At 34.5% G+C, this 20,247-nt stretch carries 21 protein-coding genes and 1 tRNA gene; 11 read left to right on the forward strand and 11 right to left on the reverse strand.

Features of this window, described 5'->3' with window-relative positions:
* Position 1 precedes the first annotated feature (1 nt).
* Positions 2-667 (forward strand): response regulator, encoded by a 666-nt coding sequence (locus Q73A0000_RS06000; protein WP_193813173.1) that lies wholly within the window; start codon positions 2-4, stop codon positions 665-667.
* A 964-nt stretch (positions 668-1,631) separates the two neighbouring features.
* On the opposite strand, the gene Q73A0000_RS06005 is transcribed toward Q73A0000_RS06000, so the two are convergent.
* The 8 genes from Q73A0000_RS06005 to holA form a co-directional block, all read right to left on the reverse strand.
* Positions 1,632-2,255, reverse strand: coding sequence for a hypothetical protein (locus tag Q73A0000_RS06005; protein ID WP_193813174.1), 624 nt, complete (start codon positions 2,253-2,255; stop codon positions 1,632-1,634).
* A gap of 285 nt (positions 2,256-2,540) precedes the next feature.
* The gene (locus Q73A0000_RS06010; RefSeq protein ID WP_193813175.1) at positions 2,541-3,788 is read right to left on the reverse strand and encodes a type II toxin-antitoxin system HipA family toxin; all 1,248 of its coding nucleotides are present in this window, start codon (positions 3,786-3,788) and stop codon (positions 2,541-2,543) included.
* Positions 3,789-3,796: 8 nt separating this feature from the next.
* The gene (locus Q73A0000_RS06015; protein ID WP_193813176.1) at positions 3,797-4,087 is read right to left on the reverse strand and encodes a helix-turn-helix domain-containing protein; all 291 of its coding nucleotides are present in this window, start codon (positions 4,085-4,087) and stop codon (positions 3,797-3,799) included.
* Between the two features lie 201 nt (positions 4,088-4,288).
* Positions 4,289-5,521, reverse strand: a complete 1,233-nt coding sequence (locus tag Q73A0000_RS06020) for a site-specific integrase (RefSeq protein WP_193813177.1) — start codon at positions 5,519-5,521, stop codon at positions 4,289-4,291.
* A 257-nt stretch (positions 5,522-5,778) separates the two neighbouring features.
* Positions 5,779-5,863: transfer RNA gene (locus tag Q73A0000_RS06025), tRNA-Ser, on the reverse strand.
* 109 nt (positions 5,864-5,972) lie between these two features.
* A complete protein-coding gene (crcB, locus tag Q73A0000_RS06030) occupies positions 5,973-6,338 on the reverse strand; it encodes a fluoride efflux transporter CrcB (protein ID WP_193813178.1) in 366 nt (121 codons plus the stop codon).
* A 104-nt stretch (positions 6,339-6,442) separates the two neighbouring features.
* Positions 6,443-7,384, reverse strand: a complete 942-nt coding sequence (gene trxB / locus Q73A0000_RS06035; protein WP_193813179.1) for a thioredoxin-disulfide reductase — start codon at positions 7,382-7,384, stop codon at positions 6,443-6,445.
* Between the two features lie 369 nt (positions 7,385-7,753).
* The gene (holA, locus tag Q73A0000_RS06040) at positions 7,754-8,791 is read right to left on the reverse strand and encodes a DNA polymerase III subunit delta (protein WP_193813180.1); all 1,038 of its coding nucleotides are present in this window, start codon (positions 8,789-8,791) and stop codon (positions 7,754-7,756) included.
* Between the two features lie 2 nt (positions 8,792-8,793).
* On the opposite strand from holA, the gene Q73A0000_RS06045 reads away from it, so the two are divergent.
* The 3 genes from Q73A0000_RS06045 (at position 8,794) to Q73A0000_RS06055 (ending at position 11,264) form a co-directional block, all read left to right on the forward strand.
* On the forward strand, positions 8,794-9,228 hold the full coding sequence (locus Q73A0000_RS06045; protein ID WP_193813181.1) for a type I restriction enzyme HsdR N-terminal domain-containing protein: 435 nt from the start codon (positions 8,794-8,796) through the stop codon (positions 9,226-9,228).
* 99 nt (positions 9,229-9,327) lie between these two features.
* Complete coding sequence (locus Q73A0000_RS06050; RefSeq protein ID WP_193813182.1) at positions 9,328-10,641, forward strand: Na+/H+ antiporter NhaC family protein; 1,314 nt, start codon at positions 9,328-9,330, stop codon at positions 10,639-10,641.
* A gap of 11 nt (positions 10,642-10,652) precedes the next feature.
* Positions 10,653-11,264, forward strand: coding sequence for an HAD family hydrolase (locus tag Q73A0000_RS06055; protein ID WP_193813183.1), 612 nt, complete (start codon positions 10,653-10,655; stop codon positions 11,262-11,264).
* Positions 11,265-11,541: 277 nt separating this feature from the next.
* Here Q73A0000_RS06055 and Q73A0000_RS06060 read toward each other — a convergent pair whose 3' ends face one another.
* Positions 11,542-11,904: a cupin domain-containing protein gene (locus tag Q73A0000_RS06060; protein ID WP_193813184.1), complete on the reverse strand. Its 363-nt coding sequence runs from the start codon at positions 11,902-11,904 to the stop codon at positions 11,542-11,544.
* A gap of 216 nt (positions 11,905-12,120) precedes the next feature.
* Here Q73A0000_RS06060 and Q73A0000_RS06065 point away from each other — a divergent pair, with 216 nt between their 5' ends.
* Positions 12,121-12,864 carry a dienelactone hydrolase family protein gene (locus Q73A0000_RS06065; RefSeq protein ID WP_193813185.1) on the forward strand — a complete coding sequence of 248 codons (744 nt, stop codon included), beginning with the start codon at positions 12,121-12,123 and terminating at the stop codon, positions 12,862-12,864.
* Positions 12,865-13,364: 500 nt separating this feature from the next.
* Here Q73A0000_RS06065 and Q73A0000_RS06070 read toward each other — a convergent pair whose 3' ends face one another.
* A complete protein-coding gene (locus Q73A0000_RS06070) occupies positions 13,365-14,018 on the reverse strand; it encodes a CoA transferase subunit B (protein WP_193813186.1) in 654 nt (217 codons plus the stop codon).
* A 127-nt stretch (positions 14,019-14,145) separates the two neighbouring features.
* On the opposite strand from Q73A0000_RS06070, the gene Q73A0000_RS06075 reads away from it, so the two are divergent.
* Entirely contained in the window at positions 14,146-15,933 is a 1,788-nt protein-coding gene (locus tag Q73A0000_RS06075) for an ABC transporter ATP-binding protein (protein WP_193813187.1), read from the forward strand.
* Positions 15,934-15,955: 22 nt separating this feature from the next.
* Here the strand turns inward: Q73A0000_RS06075 and Q73A0000_RS06080 are convergent, their stop codons facing one another.
* Entirely contained in the window at positions 15,956-16,828 is an 873-nt protein-coding gene (locus tag Q73A0000_RS06080; protein ID WP_208458808.1) for a helix-turn-helix domain-containing protein, read from the reverse strand.
* A gap of 68 nt (positions 16,829-16,896) precedes the next feature.
* Here Q73A0000_RS06080 and Q73A0000_RS06085 point away from each other — a divergent pair, with 68 nt between their 5' ends.
* From Q73A0000_RS06085 to Q73A0000_RS06105, 5 genes are all read left to right on the forward strand, one after another.
* On the forward strand, positions 16,897-17,466 hold the full coding sequence (locus tag Q73A0000_RS06085) for a sugar O-acetyltransferase (protein WP_193813188.1): 570 nt from the start codon (positions 16,897-16,899) through the stop codon (positions 17,464-17,466).
* A gap of 181 nt (positions 17,467-17,647) precedes the next feature.
* Complete coding sequence (locus Q73A0000_RS06090) at positions 17,648-18,607, forward strand: alpha/beta hydrolase (RefSeq protein ID WP_244140826.1); 960 nt, start codon at positions 17,648-17,650, stop codon at positions 18,605-18,607.
* Positions 18,608-18,718: 111 nt separating this feature from the next.
* Positions 18,719-19,078 carry a cyclophilin-like fold protein gene (locus Q73A0000_RS06095; RefSeq protein WP_208458809.1) on the forward strand — a complete coding sequence of 120 codons (360 nt, stop codon included), beginning with the start codon at positions 18,719-18,721 and terminating at the stop codon, positions 19,076-19,078.
* 113 nt (positions 19,079-19,191) lie between these two features.
* Positions 19,192-19,620 carry a cupin domain-containing protein gene (locus Q73A0000_RS06100; RefSeq protein ID WP_193813191.1) on the forward strand — a complete coding sequence of 143 codons (429 nt, stop codon included), beginning with the start codon at positions 19,192-19,194 and terminating at the stop codon, positions 19,618-19,620.
* Positions 19,621-19,703: 83 nt separating this feature from the next.
* Entirely contained in the window at positions 19,704-20,243 is a 540-nt protein-coding gene (locus tag Q73A0000_RS06105; RefSeq protein WP_193813192.1) for a hypothetical protein, read from the forward strand.
* Positions 20,244-20,247: the final 4 nt, after the last annotated feature.

Genomic DNA, 20,247 nt, shown 5'->3' on the forward strand with positions numbered 1-20,247 from the left:
TATGTTTAAAAAAGTTTTAATCGCCGAAGATCACGAAATCCAAAACCTTTCCTTACAGAGAACACTTCATGATTTCAATATCCCTATTGTGGACTACGTGCACTATTGTGATGATGCACTTGCGAGGGTAGGAAAAAGCATCAGGGATAATTCACCCTATGATCTTGTGATTACCGATCTTCATTTTGACACCGATCATAGGGAGCAGAAATTAAAAGATGGAAGAGAAATGGTCAGCGCAATTCGGTCGGTTCTTCCCTCCATTAAAGTAATTGTCTTTTCTGCAGAACAGAAATCCGGGATTATTGATTCCTTATTCAAAGATAATGGTATTAATGGCTATGTTCGAAAAGGGAGAAATGATGGTAAAGAACTTAAAAAGGCAATTGATGCGGTATTTGCTGGTAAAAATTATCTTGCCCTGGACATAAAACATGAAGTAAAAAAATTAAACAGTTATGAATTTACTTCCTATGACATTACTTTAGTGTCACTTCTGTCAAAAGGAGTTATACAAAAGAACATACCAACCTATCTCGTGACCAATGACATCAAACCTAACAGTCTCAGCAGTGTTGAAAAAAGATTGAATATTCTTAAAGAAGAATTGAGGATTAATAATAATGAACAGCTGATTGCATTCTGTAAAGATTTAGGGGTGATTTAAAACAAAATTAGCTCCATACCATTACAGCAACTTTCAATTTTTAATAAAAAGTGTTGTTTTTACGGATATCCGTAATGTAGTTGACCTTGATGATGGTATTTTTGAAATGTCTAATCCCTAAAATTATTATTTTATGAAAAAGTATTATGTCAACAAAAATGCGCAACGAAACGGAGATCATGAGGTTCATCACGAAAATTGCATGTACTTACCTCTTCCTGCAAATCGTAATTACCTTGGAGAATTTTCTTCTTGTGTAGCTGCTGTAGCTGAAGCAAAGCGATATTATACGCAATCCAATGGTTGCAAAACATGCAGCCCGACGTGCCATACAAGCTAGATTCTAAAAACAACAAAATGAAAAAAAATTTATTACAGGTATACTTGGGCTCAGTTTTTTATTACAGGTTTGCTTGGACTCAGCCTTTTAATACCTGTACAAAGCGGTGCAACTGAGAATTCTGTAAGAAATAAACTTGAATTTTCTACCTCGCAACAGAAAAAAAAAGAAATCAAAAAGTAAAGTAAAAAAACAGTTTCTAAGCGATGCACATACAATGGTCAAACCCTAATCGTAGGTCCACGCGGAGGATGCTACTATTATTGTGGACGCAGTAAAGTGTATGTAGACTGTTCTTATTGTACTGGTTGCAACTAATCAATTTATTTCCAGTCCTCAAATTTGAGGACTCTTTTTTTTGCCTTTTTTCCAGAGAAAAACAATTAATAAAATAATTAGTCCAACTGTGGAAAACCATAATTAAGAGATTGACTCGAGGTATCAGGTCTAATTTTCTTGTGAATCGATGCTAATATAGCACCTAGCTCCATTCGCTGCCGCACGAATCCTTTCGTGTGGTCATATTATAAAAATCAAACATTCTAAACGCACTGTAGCGAGTTTGTAATGATAAACTACCCGATACAATCGTGCGGTAGTGGGGAATAAAAAAAAACACTAGAGTTATCGGTTTAATCTTGTTTTTAATGTGATTTTCTTTGGATTATCATCTACATAAAACACATCATAGAAAGCGGTGTAGTTGCCGGGTTTGTCTTTTTCAAAATCTTGTTTTATTATATCTTGAAGATGTTCAGACGCATTAATGTTTACTAAATCACCTTCGATGATTTTGGTATAAAAGAAAGTACACCCCTGTTTTGTTTTTGAAAATTGAATCTGAATATACTGATTGGCTTCCTTGTTGGACTTTTGAAGAACAGGTCTTTTTTCTGGAGCACTCCTATCAATCTTTTCAGATGAGTCATTTTCAGCTTGCATTTCATCCCGAATCTGACATTCAGCTTCAGACATCCAATAGATTTCTTCGTGCTTGTATTTTCTTAATTCCTGAAGCTTTCCTAAAGTTTTCATTCTACCAATATAATAACCTAAACACTCAATTTCAGCTTCATTATGATCAAGTACACCATATTTTATAGCTCCTTCCAAATCTTTCAAAAAAATGTCATCATTATAAAACTTCTTGGAGTTATATATCTTCAGTATTTCTTTTTGTTTTACTGTCTTTTGGCTATATCCAAACGAAAATAAGAGAGCCCATAAAAATAGTAATAGTTTTTTCATATTTAAAATTTCAAACTGATAATTCATTATTTAGATATTGCAAAATAGAAATTATACAATTGACGAACAAATCTTAATTCCGCGCTCTAAGAAGTCTCCTGACTTAGGAGATTCCTATGCTGCAGATTATAGTCAATGCCTATAAATACAACCACCGTATGTTGCAATGTTTTTGCTTTATTACTTCTCAAAACGCTCATCAAAAAGATTTTACACTAGTTCATCGAGGACAAAAAATCTCATACAAAATGGATGAAACGAATTTAAAAAAAACACTCTTTAAAACTAATATCGAAAAGCATGCTGCATCAACTCCTGTTCTCCCCGTGAAATTCCGATTTCTGAAGCGATACTTCTCCACTTGCTTACTGCATTTTTAACTTCAAAAATGATTGCATTCATTTCGGTTTCATTGATCCTAAAATAGACACCCACACTTTTTGCCAGTTCGAAATTCAGTGCATTGTCGTCCATATCGATATTTAGGGCTAATCCGTCTTTTTCAACAGAAGGATTTAAGTCATATGCCGGAGATAAAACCCATCCTTTATCTGTTAAAATAAAACCATGGTTTCGTAAGTGGTCATCTGTATTGGAAATGCAAATATTAAAAACTATTCTTCGCCATAGTTGCAGGAGTTTTTCATTGACATTAGCACCAAAATTCATTATAAATTCTGCAATATCTAGATAACTCGCTGTTGAAAACCTTAAAGACTCTTCATTATTCCCAGTCATCGTCATTGCAGAAGCAAAGTGAATTCTTTGACTGCCCTCTCTATCAAATCTTTTCGTAAAAAAAGTATGGTATTTTCCTGCAATTTTTTCGATTTTGCATTCAGCCATTTCAACGCCACAATTCAAAGCTAAGTGGTATGCTAAAAATTCCCACGCTCCTTTATCAATCGTATCATTTTTAGAAGGAAACTTAGCAATCCATAAATCACCGTTTTCATCCTCAACATTGGCTTTTGGTCTTGCTCCACCTAATGAAGACCCCGGAGCCATTAGAATCGCTAACCATTTTTTGACATTTGCATTTTCATCATCTTCAAGATTTTTCGCAGCGGCTTGCAGTTCCCGAATAGACGACCAAGGCGGTGTTGAATTATTATGGTCATCATCAAGAAATAAACCGTCTAAAGAAGTTTTAAACCTCAATGCACCCATTCTTGTTTTGTCATAAACGCCTAGCAAATAATCAATATCATAAAGCATTTGTGCTTTTTCGCCTTTCTCTCTTGCTTGTTGGGCGGCTTTCCTTTTCATTAAAGTGCGTCCCCAAGTATCGGGCATGCTATCTAAAAAGACGCCAAAGTTTTCTTTACTATTTGGAAATTGCGCACCTGAAAAAAACTGAATATCCGGATCGATCAACCATTGACCTTCTGTATCTAACCAATGTTGATCATATTCGAAACTAAAGGCCTTTTTACCTTTTCCATAATGTGCCGACAAAACACCGATTAATTGATGCTCCGGCATTCCCTTCCAGTCAGCAAATACATAAATATCAAATTTTCCTTGTTTCATGATTCTTATTATTTAAGCAAATCCAAATCCTGAAGTTTCCTGCCAAACTCATCATCTGCAGCCAATTTCAGAAAATCATTTTGCAATCCTAAAACTCTTAAAACATTAAAATAGGCTCCCATAGAAACACCCGAATCCCCTTTCTCTATTAAATACAATGTTGACCGAGCAATACCTGCCCTTTCCGCCACTTGAATCGCAGTTAGTTTTCTTCGCTTTCGGGCAAGTTTTATATTTTCTCCCATTTCGTCAAGTAACTGAGTGAATTTAGGAAGGATTACCTGTTGCTTTTTATTCATAACGTTTGTTATTTCATACAAATTTAAACAAAATGATTGAAATAACAAACACCACTAGTTTATTTCTAAATATAACATTTCCTTTTATCCTCCTGAATACGTACTCTCCGAAGTCTCCCGACTTTGAAGCTACTACGATTCACAACAATCGCAAACACTACCACTCAATAACTACTACCGCTAATACTAATTTATTTTCTTTTATTTAATTTCCTTTATTTTTGTCTTTTTAGTTAATACCTTTTTAAGTAATTTCATATCATCTCCAATTTTTCGATCTTGAATTTTAGCATAATGTTGCGTCATTTGAACATTAGAGTGTCCTAACATTTTACTTACAGTTTCAAGGGGCACCCCATTATTTAGAGTGACTGTGGTTGCAAAAGTATGTCTGGCGGTATGAAAACTGATATCAAAGTCCAATCCGCATAAAGTGGCAATCTCTTTTAAATACTCATTCATCTTTTGATTACTTAAAACAGGTAAAACCTTTTCATCATTCACACACTTTCCGTTGGTCTTATAACGCTCTAAAATTTCGCTAGCAATTGGAAGAAGTGGAATACTTGCCTCAACCTTTGTTTTTGTTCTTTTGATCTTAATCCATTTCTCGTTATTTGCACTGATTGATATATTATCATGTGCTAACTTTTTAACGTCTGAATATGCCAATCCCGTAAAGCAGCAAAATAAAAATATATCGCGAACGATGTTTAATCTTTCAGTACTGAATACTTTATTTTTTATACTCTCTAACTCGTCTTCTGTTAGAAAACGCACATCAGTAACAATAATTTTGGATTTATAATTCGAAAAAGGATTCTTGACCATCCATTCATTATCTAAACAGATATTAATTATTTTCTGAAAATTCTTGACGTATTTTACGGCAGAATTATTTGCGCAATTGCGTACCGTTCTCAAAAAGAATTCATAATCTGAAACAAATGCAGGATTAATCTCTCGCACATCAATATCTGAAATATTATATTTCCACTTCATAAATTGTTGAGTATGCCTTAGAGAAGTTTCATATCTTTCCCAAGTTCCATGAGCAAATCCTCTTCCTATAAGTTCTTTTATTTGATTATTATGATCTGTAAATGCTTCTACCAAAGTGACTGTTCGTTCATCAATACCCATAAATCGATTTCTCAAACTTTCAGCGGTGATCACTTTCCGATTATTTAAAAGGTAATTATAAGATTCGAACATTTTTGTTCTCAGACTTTCTAGAAATGAATTAAAAGATTTTGCATGGGAAGAGCGCCCAGAGAATTGTCCTGAATTGGAATTCCAGTCAGTTGATTTGATCGTTTTCCCTGTGGAGAGTTCCTTTCTTTTTCCATCCACTGTAATTCGTAAATAAATGGCCGAAAAATTAGGATTACTTTTCGTTTTTTTGGCATAGAACAGTAAACTGTAAGTTTGCATAGGTAATAATTTAAAGGGGTTAATAAATTTATATCTGAACCTTTAAACCTACAAGATGTTCAATAGCATGTATAATTGATGAACAGGCTGTTTATGTTAAAATTCGGTGGGTACCTAATTATTATTTCTTAGTACTCACCACCCTACTCACCTTTCATTTGTATTATAATGATGTATTTTGATACATCATAAAACACAAAAAAGCCTTTAAATACTACTATTTAAAGGCTTTTGATGTGTTCTAGTTTCGCAACCAGCGGAGAACTAGGGATTCGAACCCCAGGACCTGTTACAGTCAACAGTTTTCAAGACTGCCGCAATCGACCACTCTGCCAGTTCTCCAATGAAATTGATTTCTCTTTTTCAGTGGTGCAAATATAAAGACCTTTTTGATACTGACCAAATGTTTTTTGCAAAAATATCTTAAATCACTCATATTCAAAGTGAAAAATTAATTTCTAACCATTTGTAATCCGAGGTAAACAGCGGATAACCCCACCATCACACTCAATAAGATGTAAAATATCAATATCGGATAGTCACCACTTTGCCATAAAGAATAGCTTTCCGCAGAAAAAGTAGAGAAGGTGGTAAAGCCTCCGCAAAATCCGGAAATCAATAGATACTTCAGATAATTATCAACTTTGATGAAATAGGAAGTAATTATTCCAATCAAAAAACAGCCGATGATATTCACCACAAATGTCCCCATAGGGAATGAATTAACATTCCATAACCTCTGGGTATAGTTGGAAACCAGAAAGCGTAAAACACTTCCTAATCCTCCTCCTATGAATATGTAAAATAAGTTCCTCAATGCTTTTTGGATATTAGGTAATAGGCTTTAGAATTTAAGTTAAATAAAATCCACCTTAACTATTTTATATTTTACTGGTTCTTTCTACTTGGCTCTTTTATATTTTACACTAATTCGCCTAAATATTTCTCAGCATCCATTGCTGCCATACAACCACTTCCCGCAGCGGTAATCGCTTGTCTGTAATGACTATCTTGCACATCTCCTGCTGCGAAAACTCCTGGTAAATTCGTTTTGGTTGATCCTGGAATTGTATTGATATATCCGTTCTCGTCTAAATTGATTTGACCTTTAAATACTTCAGTATTTGGCTTGTGACCAATCGCGATAAAAACTCCATGAACATCGATTTTTGCCGTTTCCTGAGTTTGATTATTAATTACCACCGCTCTCTCTACTAATGAATTTTCACCTTCGATGCCAGTAAGTTCATGGTTGAATAATACTTCGATATTAGCTGTATTACTTACACGGTGAATCATCGCTTTTGAAGCACGGAAATGGTCTTTTCTCACCAACATGGTTACTTTGTTACACAATTTCGCCAGATAAGTAGCTTCTTCTGCAGCCGTATCTCCCGCTCCTACTACAACAACATCTTTTCCTCGGTAGAAAAATCCGTCACATGTAGCACAAGCTGAAACTCCTCCGCCAGAATATTTTTTTTCGTCATCAAGTCCCAAATATTTTGCAGTTGCTCCGGTTGAGATAATCACTGATTTTGCCAAAATTTCTTTGTTTCCTGCCCAAAGTTTGTGAATTCCACCCACTTCTTTAGAGAACTCAGCTTTGGTGATCATTTCGTAATGAACTTTTGTTTCGAATCTTTCTGCTTGCTTTTGCAAATCCATCATCATTTCCGGACCGGTAATTCCGTTCGGGTATCCAGGGAAATTATCGACTTCGGTCGTAGTGGTTAATTGTCCACCTGGTTCAAGACCTGTGTATAATTCAGGTTTTAAGTCGGCTCTGGCCGCATAAATTGCAGCTGTAAAACCGGATGGCCCGGAACCTACGATCACGCAGTCTAAAATATTGTCTTCCATTATAAAAAATTAGATTTAAAATTGATTTTTAAAGTTTTCAAAAATCGTGATTTATTTCGGGTTATCGAATTATTTGGCGATGAATTTTGTCAATGACTGAAAATGGAGTGACGCATTGTAATAAAAGTTGGAATATATATTCTACAATAAAGTATTAATCTCTCTTAGATTTTGGAGATTGCGCAGATTTTCTATTATTCAAAATAACAGAAGATTAGTTTTTTGCAAAATATTTGAAAGAAAACCCCAACCGCGACCCGGCCTGAATGGAGCTCTTTTTGTGGAACGAAGTGAAGCAAAAAAGCGGGAATGGAGGACGGAAATTGTCGCCCAAAAAAGAAAAATAAATACCCTCCAAAAGACAGGTTTTTATAGTTTCACTTTGTATTGGTCGATGTGTAAAATTTTGTAAACCATTTCTTTCAGAAGTTCGCTGTCGGTCATATTGATGGCGCCTAACCCTTTGCTTTTGAGGTCGATTTCCCGTAAAATGGAAATGGCTCGCGTACAATTTTTGAGGTTATAAAACCGTGCAGCTTCGGCAAAATCTTTTAAGAAATAAGGATTAATCCCCATCGTTGAAGCTTGATTTTGTGGCGACTGTCCGGCCATGGTATGGAAGATAATCAGGTTGGAAAAGAAGTTGTACAAATTCCCGGTTGTCATCACAAATGGGTTTGCTTTTGGCGATTTTCCGATAAAGTGTGCGATTTTGAAAGCGTTGATTTCGTCCTTTTTTCCGAGTGCTTTGATGAGTTCGAAAACGTTGAAATCTTTACTGATTCCGATATTGGTTTCAATGATTTTTTCATCCAGAACTTCGCCGTCTTTCAGAATCATTTTGAGTTTCAACAACTCATTTGAAATCCTTGATAAGTCCGTTCCTAAATACTCTGCAAGCAATGTTGGGATATTAGGTTTGGCTTGAATTTTTAAAGTTCTGATCTCGTTTTCAATCCATTTTGGCACATTGTAATCCTTCACTTTCTCACTCAAAAAAATCATTTTTTTGGTGGTCAGAATTTTGGTAAAAGCTTTCCTCGCATCGACTTTTTTGTATTTGTAAGCGATGATTAAAATCGTGGATTCTACAGGATTTTCTGCGTAGAGTTTTAAGGCGGTACTTTCAGGTTCGGTAAGCGTAATATCCTGTGCTTCTTTCACTATGATTACTTGCTTGTCGCCCATCATCGGGAATTGTCGTGCTAATGAAAGCACTTCTGAAAACGTGGTGTCTTTTCCGTAAACAACGGTTTGATTAAATGCCTTTTCATCTTCCTCCAAAACATCGTTTTCAAAGGACTTCAAAGCAACATCCATAAAAAAGGGTTCTTCGCCGTGGAAAAAATAAATCGGCAAAAGCTCTTTATTTTTAATATTTTTGAGGATTAAATCTAATTCTTTCATAAATGGAACTTCCGAAACTGAATTTTAATGAGGATTTTGACTTTCAAATCAAGAGAGACAAAGATAAGTTTTTTATTTATGATTTGGTTCGCAAGTCGTGGTTGCTGCTCACGCCCGAAGAATGGGTGCGACAACATTGGGTGCATTATTTTCACCTGACTAAAGGTCGGAATCTATCTTCTTTAATTCTAGAAAAAAAGTTGGTTTTAAACGGAACTACGAAGAGAATTGACTTGCTTGTCACCGAAAAAACAGTTGCTAAAATTCTGATCGAATGTAAAGCTCCTGAAATTAAACTTACTGAAAAAACCTTTGAACAAGCCGCAAGATATAATTCAGTTTTAGATGCGGAGGAAATTATCCTGAGTAATGGTTTGCAGCATATTTACGCGAAGTTTATTGATGGAAAATATGAGTTTTATAAAGGTGAATTTTAATCGATATTTCTATTTTATTCTGCAATAACAATCTTTATAGATTATTCTTTTCATCATCAACTTTTTGCATTTTGACATTTTGAAGCTTAGTTTTGCACCATGACTAAAACGAACGGCTCCTTTACTTCCATAATTCCCTTATTGATCTTTGTATTTGTTTTTTTGGGAGCAGGTATTTACAATCAGGATTTTTACGCTTTGCCCTCTCCTGTCGCAGCTTTAATTGGAATTGTTTTCGCATTTATTTTACTCAAAGGCAAAGTGAACAAGAAAATAGATACTTTTCTAAAAGGATGTGGCGATGGTAAAATATTGACCATGTGCATCATTTATCTTTTGGCCGGCGCTTTTGCCACCGTTTCAAAAGCCACCGGAAGTGTGGATACCATTGTCAATTTAGGTTTAAATTATATTTCGGCAGCCTATTTTCCAGTTGGGATTTTTGTGATTGCTTCCTTTCTCTCTTTCGCTTCTGGAACGTCGGTGGGTTCTATTGTTACCTTAGGACCGATTGTTATTGAACTGGCAGAAAAAAGCGGTTCGCCACTTGGACTAATTGGTGCAGCTTTGCTTTCGGGAGCGATTTTTGGAGATAATCTTTCCGTAATTTCCGATACGACGATCGCAGCCACTCAAAGTTTGGGTTGTGCCATGAAAGATAAATTTAGAGTCAATTTTAAACTCGCTTTACCGGCAGCTATAATTGCCATTATTATTTTAGTCGCTATCGGATTTAATCAGGAAACAACGTCCGTTATCATGGAACAAAAGAATTTTAATTTCATGCTGATCCTTCCCTATTTATTAGTTATTACACTTTCTATCATCGGTATTAATGTTTTTGTAGTCCTCTTTTCAGGATTGCTTTTCGCCGGACTTTTAGGAATGGGTTATGGAACTTTTGGGGTAATGGATTTTGCAAAAAATACTTATGAAGGTTTTACAAGTATGACCGAAATCTTTCTACTTTCCCTTCTCACAGGTGGTTTAGCAGCCTTGGTTGAAAAAGCGGGCGGAATTAATTTCCTCTTAAGAAATATCAACAAAATTATCAATTCACAGAAAACTGCTTTATTGGGAATTGGCGGTTTAGTAAGTGTCGCTAATTTCTGTGTGGCCAACAATACGATCGCTATTTTAATTTCTGGAAAAGTCTCGAAAGAAATTACGGATAAGTACGATTTAAAACCTCAAGAAAGCGCTTCTGTACTTGATATATTTGCCTGTTATGTACAAGGTATTATTCCATATGGTGCACAGATTTTGCTTCTGATTTCTTTGAGTAATTTTAAAATGAGCTATACTGATTTGGTATTGAATTCCTTTTATTTGCATCTTCTTTTGGTGATTACTTTGGGTTCAATTATATTTAGAAATACGAAAAAATTCACTCTTAATAAGTCAACAATTTAAACGATAATTAAATGAAGATTAAAAATATTATTTTCGATTTCGGTGGCGTGGTGATGGATTGGGATCCCCGTTATTTTTTCAAGGATCATTTTAAGGATGATGAAAAGATGGAACATTTCCTAAAAAACATCGTTACCGATGAATGGAATGCAGAACAAGATCGCGGAAGAACTTTAGCAGAGGGAACAGAAATTCAGGTGGCAAAACATCCGGAATGGGAAAAGGAAATCCGCGCTTATTACGATAATTGGACGACAATGTTAAAGTCAGATATTCCTCATAACGTAGCGGTTTTGCGAAAACTGGAACATTCGAAACATGACCTTTTCGGCTTAACAAACTGGTCGGCAGAAACTTTTCCTTATGCTTTTGAAAACTACGATTTCTTTAAAATATTTAATGATAAAATTGTGGTTTCGGGTACAGAAAAATTGATTAAACCCGATCCAACCATTTGGCAAGTTTTACTTGACCGTTATAAAATTAAAGCTGAAGAATCTGTTTTCATTGATGATAACGCCAAGAATATTGAAGTCGCTAAAAGTTTAGGATTTATCTGTGTTCACATCAAACAGCATACAGATTTAGATAAGGAATTAAGACAATTGGGAGTAAGCTTTTAACCATAAATCGAAGATTCACTGACGCATAAATGTTCAACTTTGTGTTCTAGATATTTTTAAAGTGAGAACTAAATCTTATGTGACTCATCTGTTTTATTAAAACTGAAACAGGCTCTATATTTCACGCAAAGACGCAAAGTTTTTTAATTCCTTGAAAATATTTAAAGGCGCAAAGTTCGTCTCAGACAAATTGGAAATGTTTAAGAAACTCCTATTATATGAACTTAATAAACCCAATAAGTTCCATCTCTAAAAAAACTTTTGTGACTTTTGTGGTTTAAAGTTCTTGCCGATTTACCAAATCCATAGAAAATGCAGGCAAGCAAATTGCTAAATAATCGCAAGGATTTTCAAACGGATTACTATACCGAACGCGCGCTCCTTTTTCGATAATGATACTTTGTCCGGTTTCTAGAACGACGATTTCACCGTCAATTTCAAATTGTTTTTTTCCTTTAATAATATAAGTGAATTCATCAAATTCAGGAGTTTGAAAAGGTTCGCTCCAGTTTGGTGGTGCCACCATGTGTGCAATTGAAATATTTGGATGTCCGGTCGAGTTCCCCCAGATTTCTTCAATGAGTTTTCCGTCAGTTGTCGGAACGATAAAAGGTGATTTTTGAATTTTATATTTTGACATGTTTCATTTTTAAGAGGTTTAAAATTACAAATTAAATTTTTGGCTAAATTCATTTTCGGTCAATAAATTTAAGTAAAGCTGTTTTTAAAATTTAACTTTTTACCAAATAAAAACATTTTCTTTCTCATTATTAAAAAAATCAATCGAAATCATTCTATATTTTTCTCTTATTTAAGCAATTTTGTATGTATTTTTAACCTAAATAAAACTACAAATATGATACATTCACTATTATTAGCAGGCTTATTTATGGCCTCAGGAACTGTTTTTAGTCAGAATCTTAAAAAGGTTTCTTATAAAGACGGCGCTCAAAAACTTAACGGATTGGTCACTTCCAATGCCGAAAAAAAGCTTCCGGGAGTTTTAATTTTACCAGCGTGGATGGGAATTGATGACGAAGCAAAAGCCGCCGCGCTCGGACTGGAAAAACAAGGTTACATTGCTTTTATCGCAGATATTTATGGGGAAGGAAATATTCCAACCGATTATGCTTCTGCCGGAAAAACGGCAGGTTATTACAAACAAAACTTTGAGTCTTATCAAAAACGAATTTCCTTAGCTTTAGATGAATTGAAAAAGAGCGGTGCAAATCCGGCTAAAATTGCAATTATCGGCTATTGCTTTGGAGGAAGCGGCGCCTTGGAAGCAGCCAGAGCAAATATGCCGGTTGTTGGAGTCGTCTCGATTCATGGTGGTTTAGGAAAAGATAAAGCGAGAGAAAACGGACCGCTTTCTGCAAAAATTTTAGTAGAACATCCAGCAGATGATGAAAGTGTTACTGCGGAGGATTACAGTAATTTGGTTAAGGAAATGAATGCCGGAAATGCAGATTGGCAGATTATCACGTATTCACATTCAAAACATACTTTTACGAATCCTAAGTCACCTGATTATAACGCGCTAATGGCGAAGAGAGCTTGGGATCATACCTTAATGTTTTTGAAAGAGATTTTGAAATAATATTTTTTGATGACACTTCGATAATCTCAGCATCACAGTGTTATATTAAATGCTTGGTTAAAAAAATCCTTTTCAGTTTTGAAAAGGATTTTTTGATTTGTAGGAGAATCAATAATGGTCTTGTGTCATGAAAAATTCATAGTGCTGTTATTTCTCTTATTCTTTTCTATTGAAACAAAATAATTACACCTCAAGGACTGGAAACTTCGGCTAAAAATTTAAAGATGCTTCGACAAGCTCAGCATGACATCTCTATTATGAATCATTTAATTTAGGTAATGTCAGGTTGAGCTTGTCGAAACCTTTTTTTGAAAATTAGACGCGAGTTAATTAACCACTTCTTAATTTGTCCTTTCATTAATTCTGACATGTCGTAGATTTTGCTGATTAAATATGATGAAGTATTAAATCTGCTGAATCTGTAAAATCTGCGAGCGCATTTTAGAAAAAAAAACCTTTTCAGAAAACTGAAAAGGATTTAATATAAAGACTGAATTTGGTTAAAATTGCATTTCAGGAATTTCTCCGTCAATGATTAAGTCGGCTTCGGTAGATTTTATAATATCTTCTACTGAAACTCCGGGCGCTCTTTCTAAAAGCTTGAAACCGTTTGGTGTAACTTCTAATACTGCCATTTCGGTCACTACTTTTTTCACACAACCAACTCCCGTTAATGGAAGTGTACACTTTTTCAAGATTTTGCTTTCTCCAGCTTTATTAACGTGCATCATTGCAACGATAATATTTTCTGCAGAAGCTACTAAATCCATTGCTCCACCCATTCCCTTGACCATTTTACCGGGAATTTTCCAGTTGGCAATATCGCCGTTTTGGGAAACTTCCATGGCTCCAAGAATTGTCAAATCAACTTTTTTGCTTCTAATCATTCCGAAACTGAAAGCAGAATCAAAGAATGAAGCTCCGGGAAGTGTGGTGATGGTTTGTTTTCCAGCATTAATTAAGTCGGGATCTTCATCACCTTCGAAAGGAAAAGGTCCCATTCCGAGGACGCCATTTTCACTTTGAAATTCCACCGAAAGATCGTGAGAGACGAAGTTGGCAACCAAAGTCGGAATACCGATTCCAAGGTTGACGTAATAGCCATCTTTTACTTCTTTGGAGATGCGCTGAGCGATTTGTTCTTTTGTAAGCATAGTGTAAACTTGAACTGCAATTTATTCATTTTTCGTTTCCTGTACAAATGGAATTGAGACAATCTATGGTATGACCTAAACAAACCGATTAATAACCTTAATTTTGCAACTTATTATTTTTAAGAAAATGAAAACATTATTATATTATTTAAAACCGCATAAATGGTTGTTGATTGCTTCTTTATTTTTGGCGACCATCAATCAGGTTTTTTCTTTATTTGGTCCGGCGATTACAGGAAATATTCTGGATCAGTTGGTGACGCATCCTAATTTTTTCGATAAAGAAAAACTTCTTCCCAGAGATTTAGATCAATATTTCTATGGAAACGGAATTTACCACGGTGTATTTTATTTTCTAGGATTATTAATAGGAACTGCGATGGTGAGCAGAATCGCAAAAGCTTTTCAGGATTATGTGGTGAATGTGATCACTCAGAAATTTGGCGCCCATATTTTCACCGATGGATTGCAACATTCAATGGCGTTGCCTTTTCAGGAATTTGAAGATCAAAGAAGTGGTGAAACTTTATCTATTTTAACAAAAGTAAGAGAAGATTCTGTAAAATTCATCACCAATTTCATCAATATATTTTTCGGAATTTTAGTGAGTATTATTTTCGTTTCCGTTTATGCGATTCGTCTGAACTGGTCAATTATGGTGGTTTATGTAGTCGGAATTTTCTTCATCGCCTTTGTTACCAATTTTTTGAGTAAAAGAATTAAAACCATTCAGAAAACAATCGTGGCAGAAACAACCAGTTTAGCCGGAAGCACGACTGAAAGTTTACGCAATATCGAAATTGTAAAAAGTTTAGGTTTAACGAAACAGGAAGTGAACCGTCTGAACAGCAACACTTACAAAATTTTAGGCTTAGAATTGCGGAAAGTAAAAAGCATTCGATCTTTGAGTTTTATTCAGGGAACGATGGTCAATTTTCTGCAACAGACCATCACCTTTACTTTGCTGTTTTTGATTTTTAGAAACATCATTACGCCAGGACAATATTTATCATTAATGTTTTATGGATTCTTTATTTTCGGCCCGATGCAGGAAATAGGAAACATCATTATCTCCTATCGTGAAGCGGAAGCCTCGCTGAATAATTTTGATAAGTTGATGAAAAAGCCCATCGAAGAAAAACCAAAAACGCCGAAACAAATTGGTTCTATCGCAAAATTAGCTTTTGAACATGTTTCTTTCCAACATCAAAGTGCGACTTACAAAGCCATAAATAACATTTCCTTTGAAGTGAAAAATGGAGAAACGATTGCGTTTGTTGGTCCAAGTGGTGCGGGAAAAAGCACTTTGGTAAAATTACTTGTCGGATTGTATCGACCGAAAGAAGGGGTTATTCTTTACAATAATATCGATGGAAATGAATTCGATTTTGATGAACTGAGAAATCAGATTGGTTTCGTAACGCAAGACACGCAGCTTTTTGCTGGAACGATCAAAGAAAATTTATTGTTCGTGAATCCAAACGCGTCAGAAGAAGATATACAATTAGCTTTAAAAAAATCCAGCGCAACTGCATTAATTGAAAGAGCAGAAAAAGGAATCGAAACCGTGATCGGAGAAGGCGGATTTAAGTTAAGTGGCGGCGAAAAACAAAGAATTGCGATTGCCAGGGCTTTATTAAGGAAACCGAATTTGCTTATTTTCGATGAAGCAACCTCAGCTTTAGACAGTATTACAGAAGAAGAAATCACTTCTACGATTAGAGAAATTTCTGAACAAAAAGAACAGATTACCGTTTTGATTGCGCACCGATTAAGTACGATTATGCACGCCGACCGAATTTATGTTTTGGAAAAAGGTCAAATTATCGAAACCGGTTCTCACGAAAATTTGTTGACTGAAAAAGGATTGTATTATGCGATGTGGAGACAGCAGATTGGAGAAAGGAAGATGTAAATCACTACAAATTCCTTTAATTTTATTTCGCATTAAATCTCCCTCGAAATTCACCCGGAGTTACGCCTAAAAGTTTTTTCACATAGCGCGTAAAATAAGAATAACTGCTGAAATTCATTTCTTCTGATATTTCGGAAATATTTAAATTATTATTTTGAAGCAAAAGGATAATGCGTTCTTTTGCATGCCGTTTTATCCATTCTGATGCGGTTATTCCCGAATGAATTTTACAGAGATAATTGAGATATTTGGCAGAAATATTTAATAAATCAGTATAAAATTTCACTTCGCGATGTTGCAGACAATTTTCCTGAAGCAGACTGATAAAGTGTTCATATTGATTTCCGGTCTGTAAACTGTGTTTGCGTTTTTCATATTCATTGGCAAATAAATTCCACATTTCTAAAATAAAAATCTGCGTCTGCAACTTCAGCATTTCTTCATAAAAACGGTGACTGGTTTCTAAAAACCGCTCCTTGATCTGTTTAAAATTAGTTAGAATTTTTTCTTTTTCTGAAGCCGAACCAATTGTTTTCACTGGAAATATTCGGGAATGAAGTTGCGCATTAATACTCCAACCTTGATCAGGAATATTATTGATTAATAAATCTTTTTCAATTAATAAAGCGCTGCTTTTAAAATTTTTTGAAAATTTGAAATCCGATAATTTACTTTCTGCAAACCAAAAAAGGAACTGTCCACTTTTACACTCCATTTTTTGATCATTAAATTTAAACTGAAAAGTTCCTCTTTGGCAAAAAAGATGGGTGTGATAAAACTGTTGAAAGTTTTCCGGGAAATCAGTTTCCTTTGAAACTTCAAAAAAAAGAATCCGTGCTAAAGCGCTGTTAATCATCACCAATTTGTTTTTGCTAAAATACGTAATATTTGACATTTATAGCGCATTTAGTATCATATTTGGAAATACGATTTGATGTAATTTTGTAATTAAATATTTGCAAAATGAGTGAAATAAGAAAATCAATATTCGAAAGTTTAAAAAACGGAGAAACAATTACTTCCGATCATCCTGATAATTACCAATTGAGGGAATCTGCTTTTGCGACTATCAAACTTTTACAAAAACTTAATAACAGTTTTGAGCCCAATGAAATAAGAGAAATTCTTAGTGTAATAACTGCTTCTGAGATTGATGAAAGTGTTGGTTTATTCCCACCATTTTACATTAATTATGGTAAAAATACCAAGATTGGCAAAAATATCTTTATCAATTTTGGCTGTACTTTTTTGGATCTGGGCGGAATTACAATTGAAGATGGCGTTCTGATTGCCCCAAAAGTGAACTTATTAACTGAAGGACATCCTTTAAATCCAGCAGAAAGACATTCATTAATTCCAGGAAAAATTCACATCAAGAAAAATGCGTGGATTGGTGCAAATGCGACCATTTTACAAGGTGTAACCATTGGCGAAAATTCCGTGGTTGCCGCTGGAGCAGTCGTTTCAAAAGATGTGGATGATAACACGATTGTTGGCGGTATTCCTGCAAAAATTATAAAGAAAATCAGTTAACATAGAACTATGAAAATAGCACAAATCACACTTGTAACCATTACAGCAATAATCGTAATGTCTTGTAATTAAAATAAAAAACAAACTCAAATTTAAAATGAAAAAATCAATAATAATTTCACTTTTATTTGTAGTAACAACGCCAATATTTGCACAAAACAAAACATCAAAATTGAAAAAAATGGAAACTAAAGAACACTATACTTTTACATTAAGTGATAAAGTAACCCGTCAAAAAATAAGTTTTAAAAACCGCTACGGTATTACACTTTCAGGAGATTTATACCTTCCAAAAAATGCTGGAACTGAAAAATTAGCCGCTCTGGCAATTAGCGGACCTTTTGGTGCTGTAAAAGAACAATCTTCAGGATTATACGCCAACCAAATGGCGGAACGAGGTTTTGCAGTAGTGGCATTCGACCCATCTTACACAGGCGAAAGCAGTGGAGAACCGAGAAATTTGGCATCGCCAGAAATTAATACAGAAGATTTTAGCGCGGCTGTAGATTTTTTGGGTATTCAGAAAAATATCGACCGAAATAAAATCGGTATTATTGGAATTTGTGGTTTTGGTGGTTTTGTATTGAACGCAACTGCTGCCGATAAACGTGTGAAAGCCGTTGCTACTTCGACAATGTATGATATGACAAGAGTAATGTCGAAAGGTTATAATGATGTGGTTACTTTAGAACAGCGTACCAAAACATTGGAACAATTGGGCGATCAACGTTGGAAAGATGCAGAAGTTGGAACTTTTGCTAATGGCCCAAAATTGAATGCGGAAAAACCGAAAGACGATGCTCCTGAATTTTTAAAAGGATATTACGACTATTACCGCACTCCACGAGGTTATCACGAACGTGCCATCAATTCTAATGGTTCGTGGACAGCAACAACGCCAATTTCGTTAATGAATATGCCCATTTTAAGTTACATTAAAGAAATTTCGCCAAGACCACTTTTAATTATCGCAGGCGAAAAAGCACATTCAAGATATTTTAGCGAAGATGCTTTTAAAGCAGCATCAGAACCAAAAGAATTGGTTATTGTTCCAAATGCAGTTCATACCGATTTATACGATAAAATAGACATTATTCCGTTTGATAAATTGGAGACATTTTTTAAAGAAAATTTGAAATAATAAATGATGAAACACTCGCTTTTAATTTTATTAATTTTCATGTCATTCATTCTCATTGGCGCATCTTCTTGCAGGCAAGAAAATACTATTCATAATACTAACAACGAGGCTATGATAAACGGAAATATTAAAATTATAATAGGTTCGCAAACCTTTACAGCAAAACTTTTAGATAATAATTCGGCAAAGAATTTTAAAGAAATGTTACCTTTAACAATCAATATGACGGATTTGAATGGAAACGAAAAGTATTATGATTTTTCAAAGAGTCTTCCAACAAACTCTTCTAATCCCGGAATGATGAACAATGGGGATTTAATGTTATACGGATCAAAAACTTTAGTTCTTTTTTACAAAACATTTTCAACATCTTACAGTTACACAAAATTGGGAAAGATAGATGATGCAACAGGTTTAGCATCTGCATTAGGTTCAGGAAATGTAACTGTTACTTTTGAATTAGAATCTTAAAAAGATATCAAGTTCTAAAAAAAATAAATTCCAATATTTAATAATGTCTACAAGTATCAGTGTATTATTTTTTTCACTTCTATCCCATAATAATTTAAAAAGTCAAAACCAAAATGAACACATCAATTCAAAAAATAAGCGATTTCGCAACAGGCGAAGAAAATACAGGTTATGCACAATATTTTTCTGGCAAATCTTGGTTAGCGCCTTTAACCAGCAATAAAGATTTGAATGTTCCGGTTGCAAATGTGACCTTTGAACCAGGTTGCAGAAATAATTGGCACAGTCACACCGGCGGACAACTTTTAATTATTATTGGCGGCGAAGGAATTTACCAGGAACGCGGAAAACCTGCACAACTTTTGAAAAGTGGCGATATTATAGAAATAGGACCAAATGTGGAACATTGGCACGGCGCAACTTCCGATAGTTGGTTTTCGCATCTTGCTACAAATGGAAACCCATCAACCAATGAAAATAATTGGCTGGAACCTGTTTCCGATGAAGATTACAACGAAGCCAACAATCAAATTAAAAAATAATGATCATACACAGGAAGATATTTATTTTAATTAATTATATTTAAGAATTACCGCCTACATTAATTATAAGCCAATTAAAATCTATGATTAATCAAAATATGCTTTTTCATGCTGCTTTAGGTTTTTATGAAAATGGAATTGCTCTTGCAAAAAAAATTAATATCGAAGCAGGGAATAAATCATTTGAAATCGCTCCTGTTGCCGCAGTAAATATGAGTTTTGCCGCAGAATTACTATTGAAACTTTTATATCATTTAGATAATAATAAAGAAAAAGGTGGGCATAAACTCGATGAAATATTTTACTCTCTTGATGATAATCTTCAAAAAGAAATTGAAGACATATATAACAAAAACAAACTTAATTCTAAGAATGACATCTACCCTATAAAGTTATCATTCAATACAGAAAATAATAATCCGCAAGATCAAATCGATCAGTTTGACATCGGAAACTTAACATTGGGAAGATTATTAAAAATCCATAGTGATGGTTTCGTAAAGTGGAGATATGCTTATGAAATTAAAGATCAATATTACAACTATGAATTTAACTTCAATTTGATGAATGAATTTATAAAAGCGCTTTTGAGCATCATTGATATTAAAATCAATCAAAAATAAAATA

It is taken from the genome of Kaistella flava (ex Peng et al. 2021) (assembly GCF_015191005.1).
GTDB classification, from domain to species: domain Bacteria; phylum Bacteroidota; class Bacteroidia; order Flavobacteriales; family Weeksellaceae; genus Kaistella; species Kaistella flava.

Bases quoted from the DNA above. Each gene is read 5' to 3' on its own strand.
- Q73A0000_RS06000 (WP_193813173.1), top strand. From the start codon at position 2: ATGTTTAAAAAAGTTTTAATCGCCGAAGATCACGAAATCCAAAACCTT.
- Q73A0000_RS06005 (WP_193813174.1), bottom strand. From the start codon at position 2,255: ATGAAAAAACTATTACTATTTTTATGGGCTCTCTTATTTTCGTTTGGA.
- Q73A0000_RS06010 (WP_193813175.1), bottom strand. From the start codon at position 3,788: ATGAAACAAGGAAAATTTGATATTTATGTATTTGCTGACTGGAAGGGA.
- Q73A0000_RS06015 (WP_193813176.1), bottom strand. From the start codon at position 4,087: ATGAATAAAAAGCAACAGGTAATCCTTCCTAAATTCACTCAGTTACTT.
- Q73A0000_RS06020 (WP_193813177.1), bottom strand. From the start codon at position 5,521: ATGCAAACTTACAGTTTACTGTTCTATGCCAAAAAAACGAAAAGTAAT.
- trxB (WP_193813179.1), bottom strand. From the start codon at position 7,384: ATGGAAGACAATATTTTAGACTGCGTGATCGTAGGTTCCGGGCCATCC.
- holA (WP_193813180.1), bottom strand. From the start codon at position 8,791: ATGAAAGAATTAGATTTAATCCTCAAAAATATTAAAAATAAAGAGCTT.
- Q73A0000_RS06045 (WP_193813181.1), top strand. From the start codon at position 8,794: ATGGAACTTCCGAAACTGAATTTTAATGAGGATTTTGACTTTCAAATC.
- Q73A0000_RS06050 (WP_193813182.1), top strand. From the start codon at position 9,328: ATGACTAAAACGAACGGCTCCTTTACTTCCATAATTCCCTTATTGATC.
- Q73A0000_RS06055 (WP_193813183.1), top strand. From the start codon at position 10,653: ATGAAGATTAAAAATATTATTTTCGATTTCGGTGGCGTGGTGATGGAT.
- Q73A0000_RS06060 (WP_193813184.1), bottom strand. From the start codon at position 11,904: ATGTCAAAATATAAAATTCAAAAATCACCTTTTATCGTTCCGACAACT.
- Q73A0000_RS06065 (WP_193813185.1), top strand. From the start codon at position 12,121: ATGATACATTCACTATTATTAGCAGGCTTATTTATGGCCTCAGGAACT.
- Q73A0000_RS06070 (WP_193813186.1), bottom strand. From the start codon at position 14,018: ATGCTTACAAAAGAACAAATCGCTCAGCGCATCTCCAAAGAAGTAAAA.
- Q73A0000_RS06075 (WP_193813187.1), top strand. From the start codon at position 14,146: ATGAAAACATTATTATATTATTTAAAACCGCATAAATGGTTGTTGATT.
- Q73A0000_RS06080 (WP_208458808.1), bottom strand. From the start codon at position 16,828: ATGTCAAATATTACGTATTTTAGCAAAAACAAATTGGTGATGATTAAC.
- Q73A0000_RS06085 (WP_193813188.1), top strand. From the start codon at position 16,897: ATGAGTGAAATAAGAAAATCAATATTCGAAAGTTTAAAAAACGGAGAA.
- Q73A0000_RS06090 (WP_244140826.1), top strand. From the start codon at position 17,648: ATGGAAACTAAAGAACACTATACTTTTACATTAAGTGATAAAGTAACC.
- Q73A0000_RS06095 (WP_208458809.1), top strand. From the start codon at position 18,719: ATGATAAACGGAAATATTAAAATTATAATAGGTTCGCAAACCTTTACA.
- Q73A0000_RS06100 (WP_193813191.1), top strand. From the start codon at position 19,192: ATGAACACATCAATTCAAAAAATAAGCGATTTCGCAACAGGCGAAGAA.
- Q73A0000_RS06105 (WP_193813192.1), top strand. From the start codon at position 19,704: ATGATTAATCAAAATATGCTTTTTCATGCTGCTTTAGGTTTTTATGAA.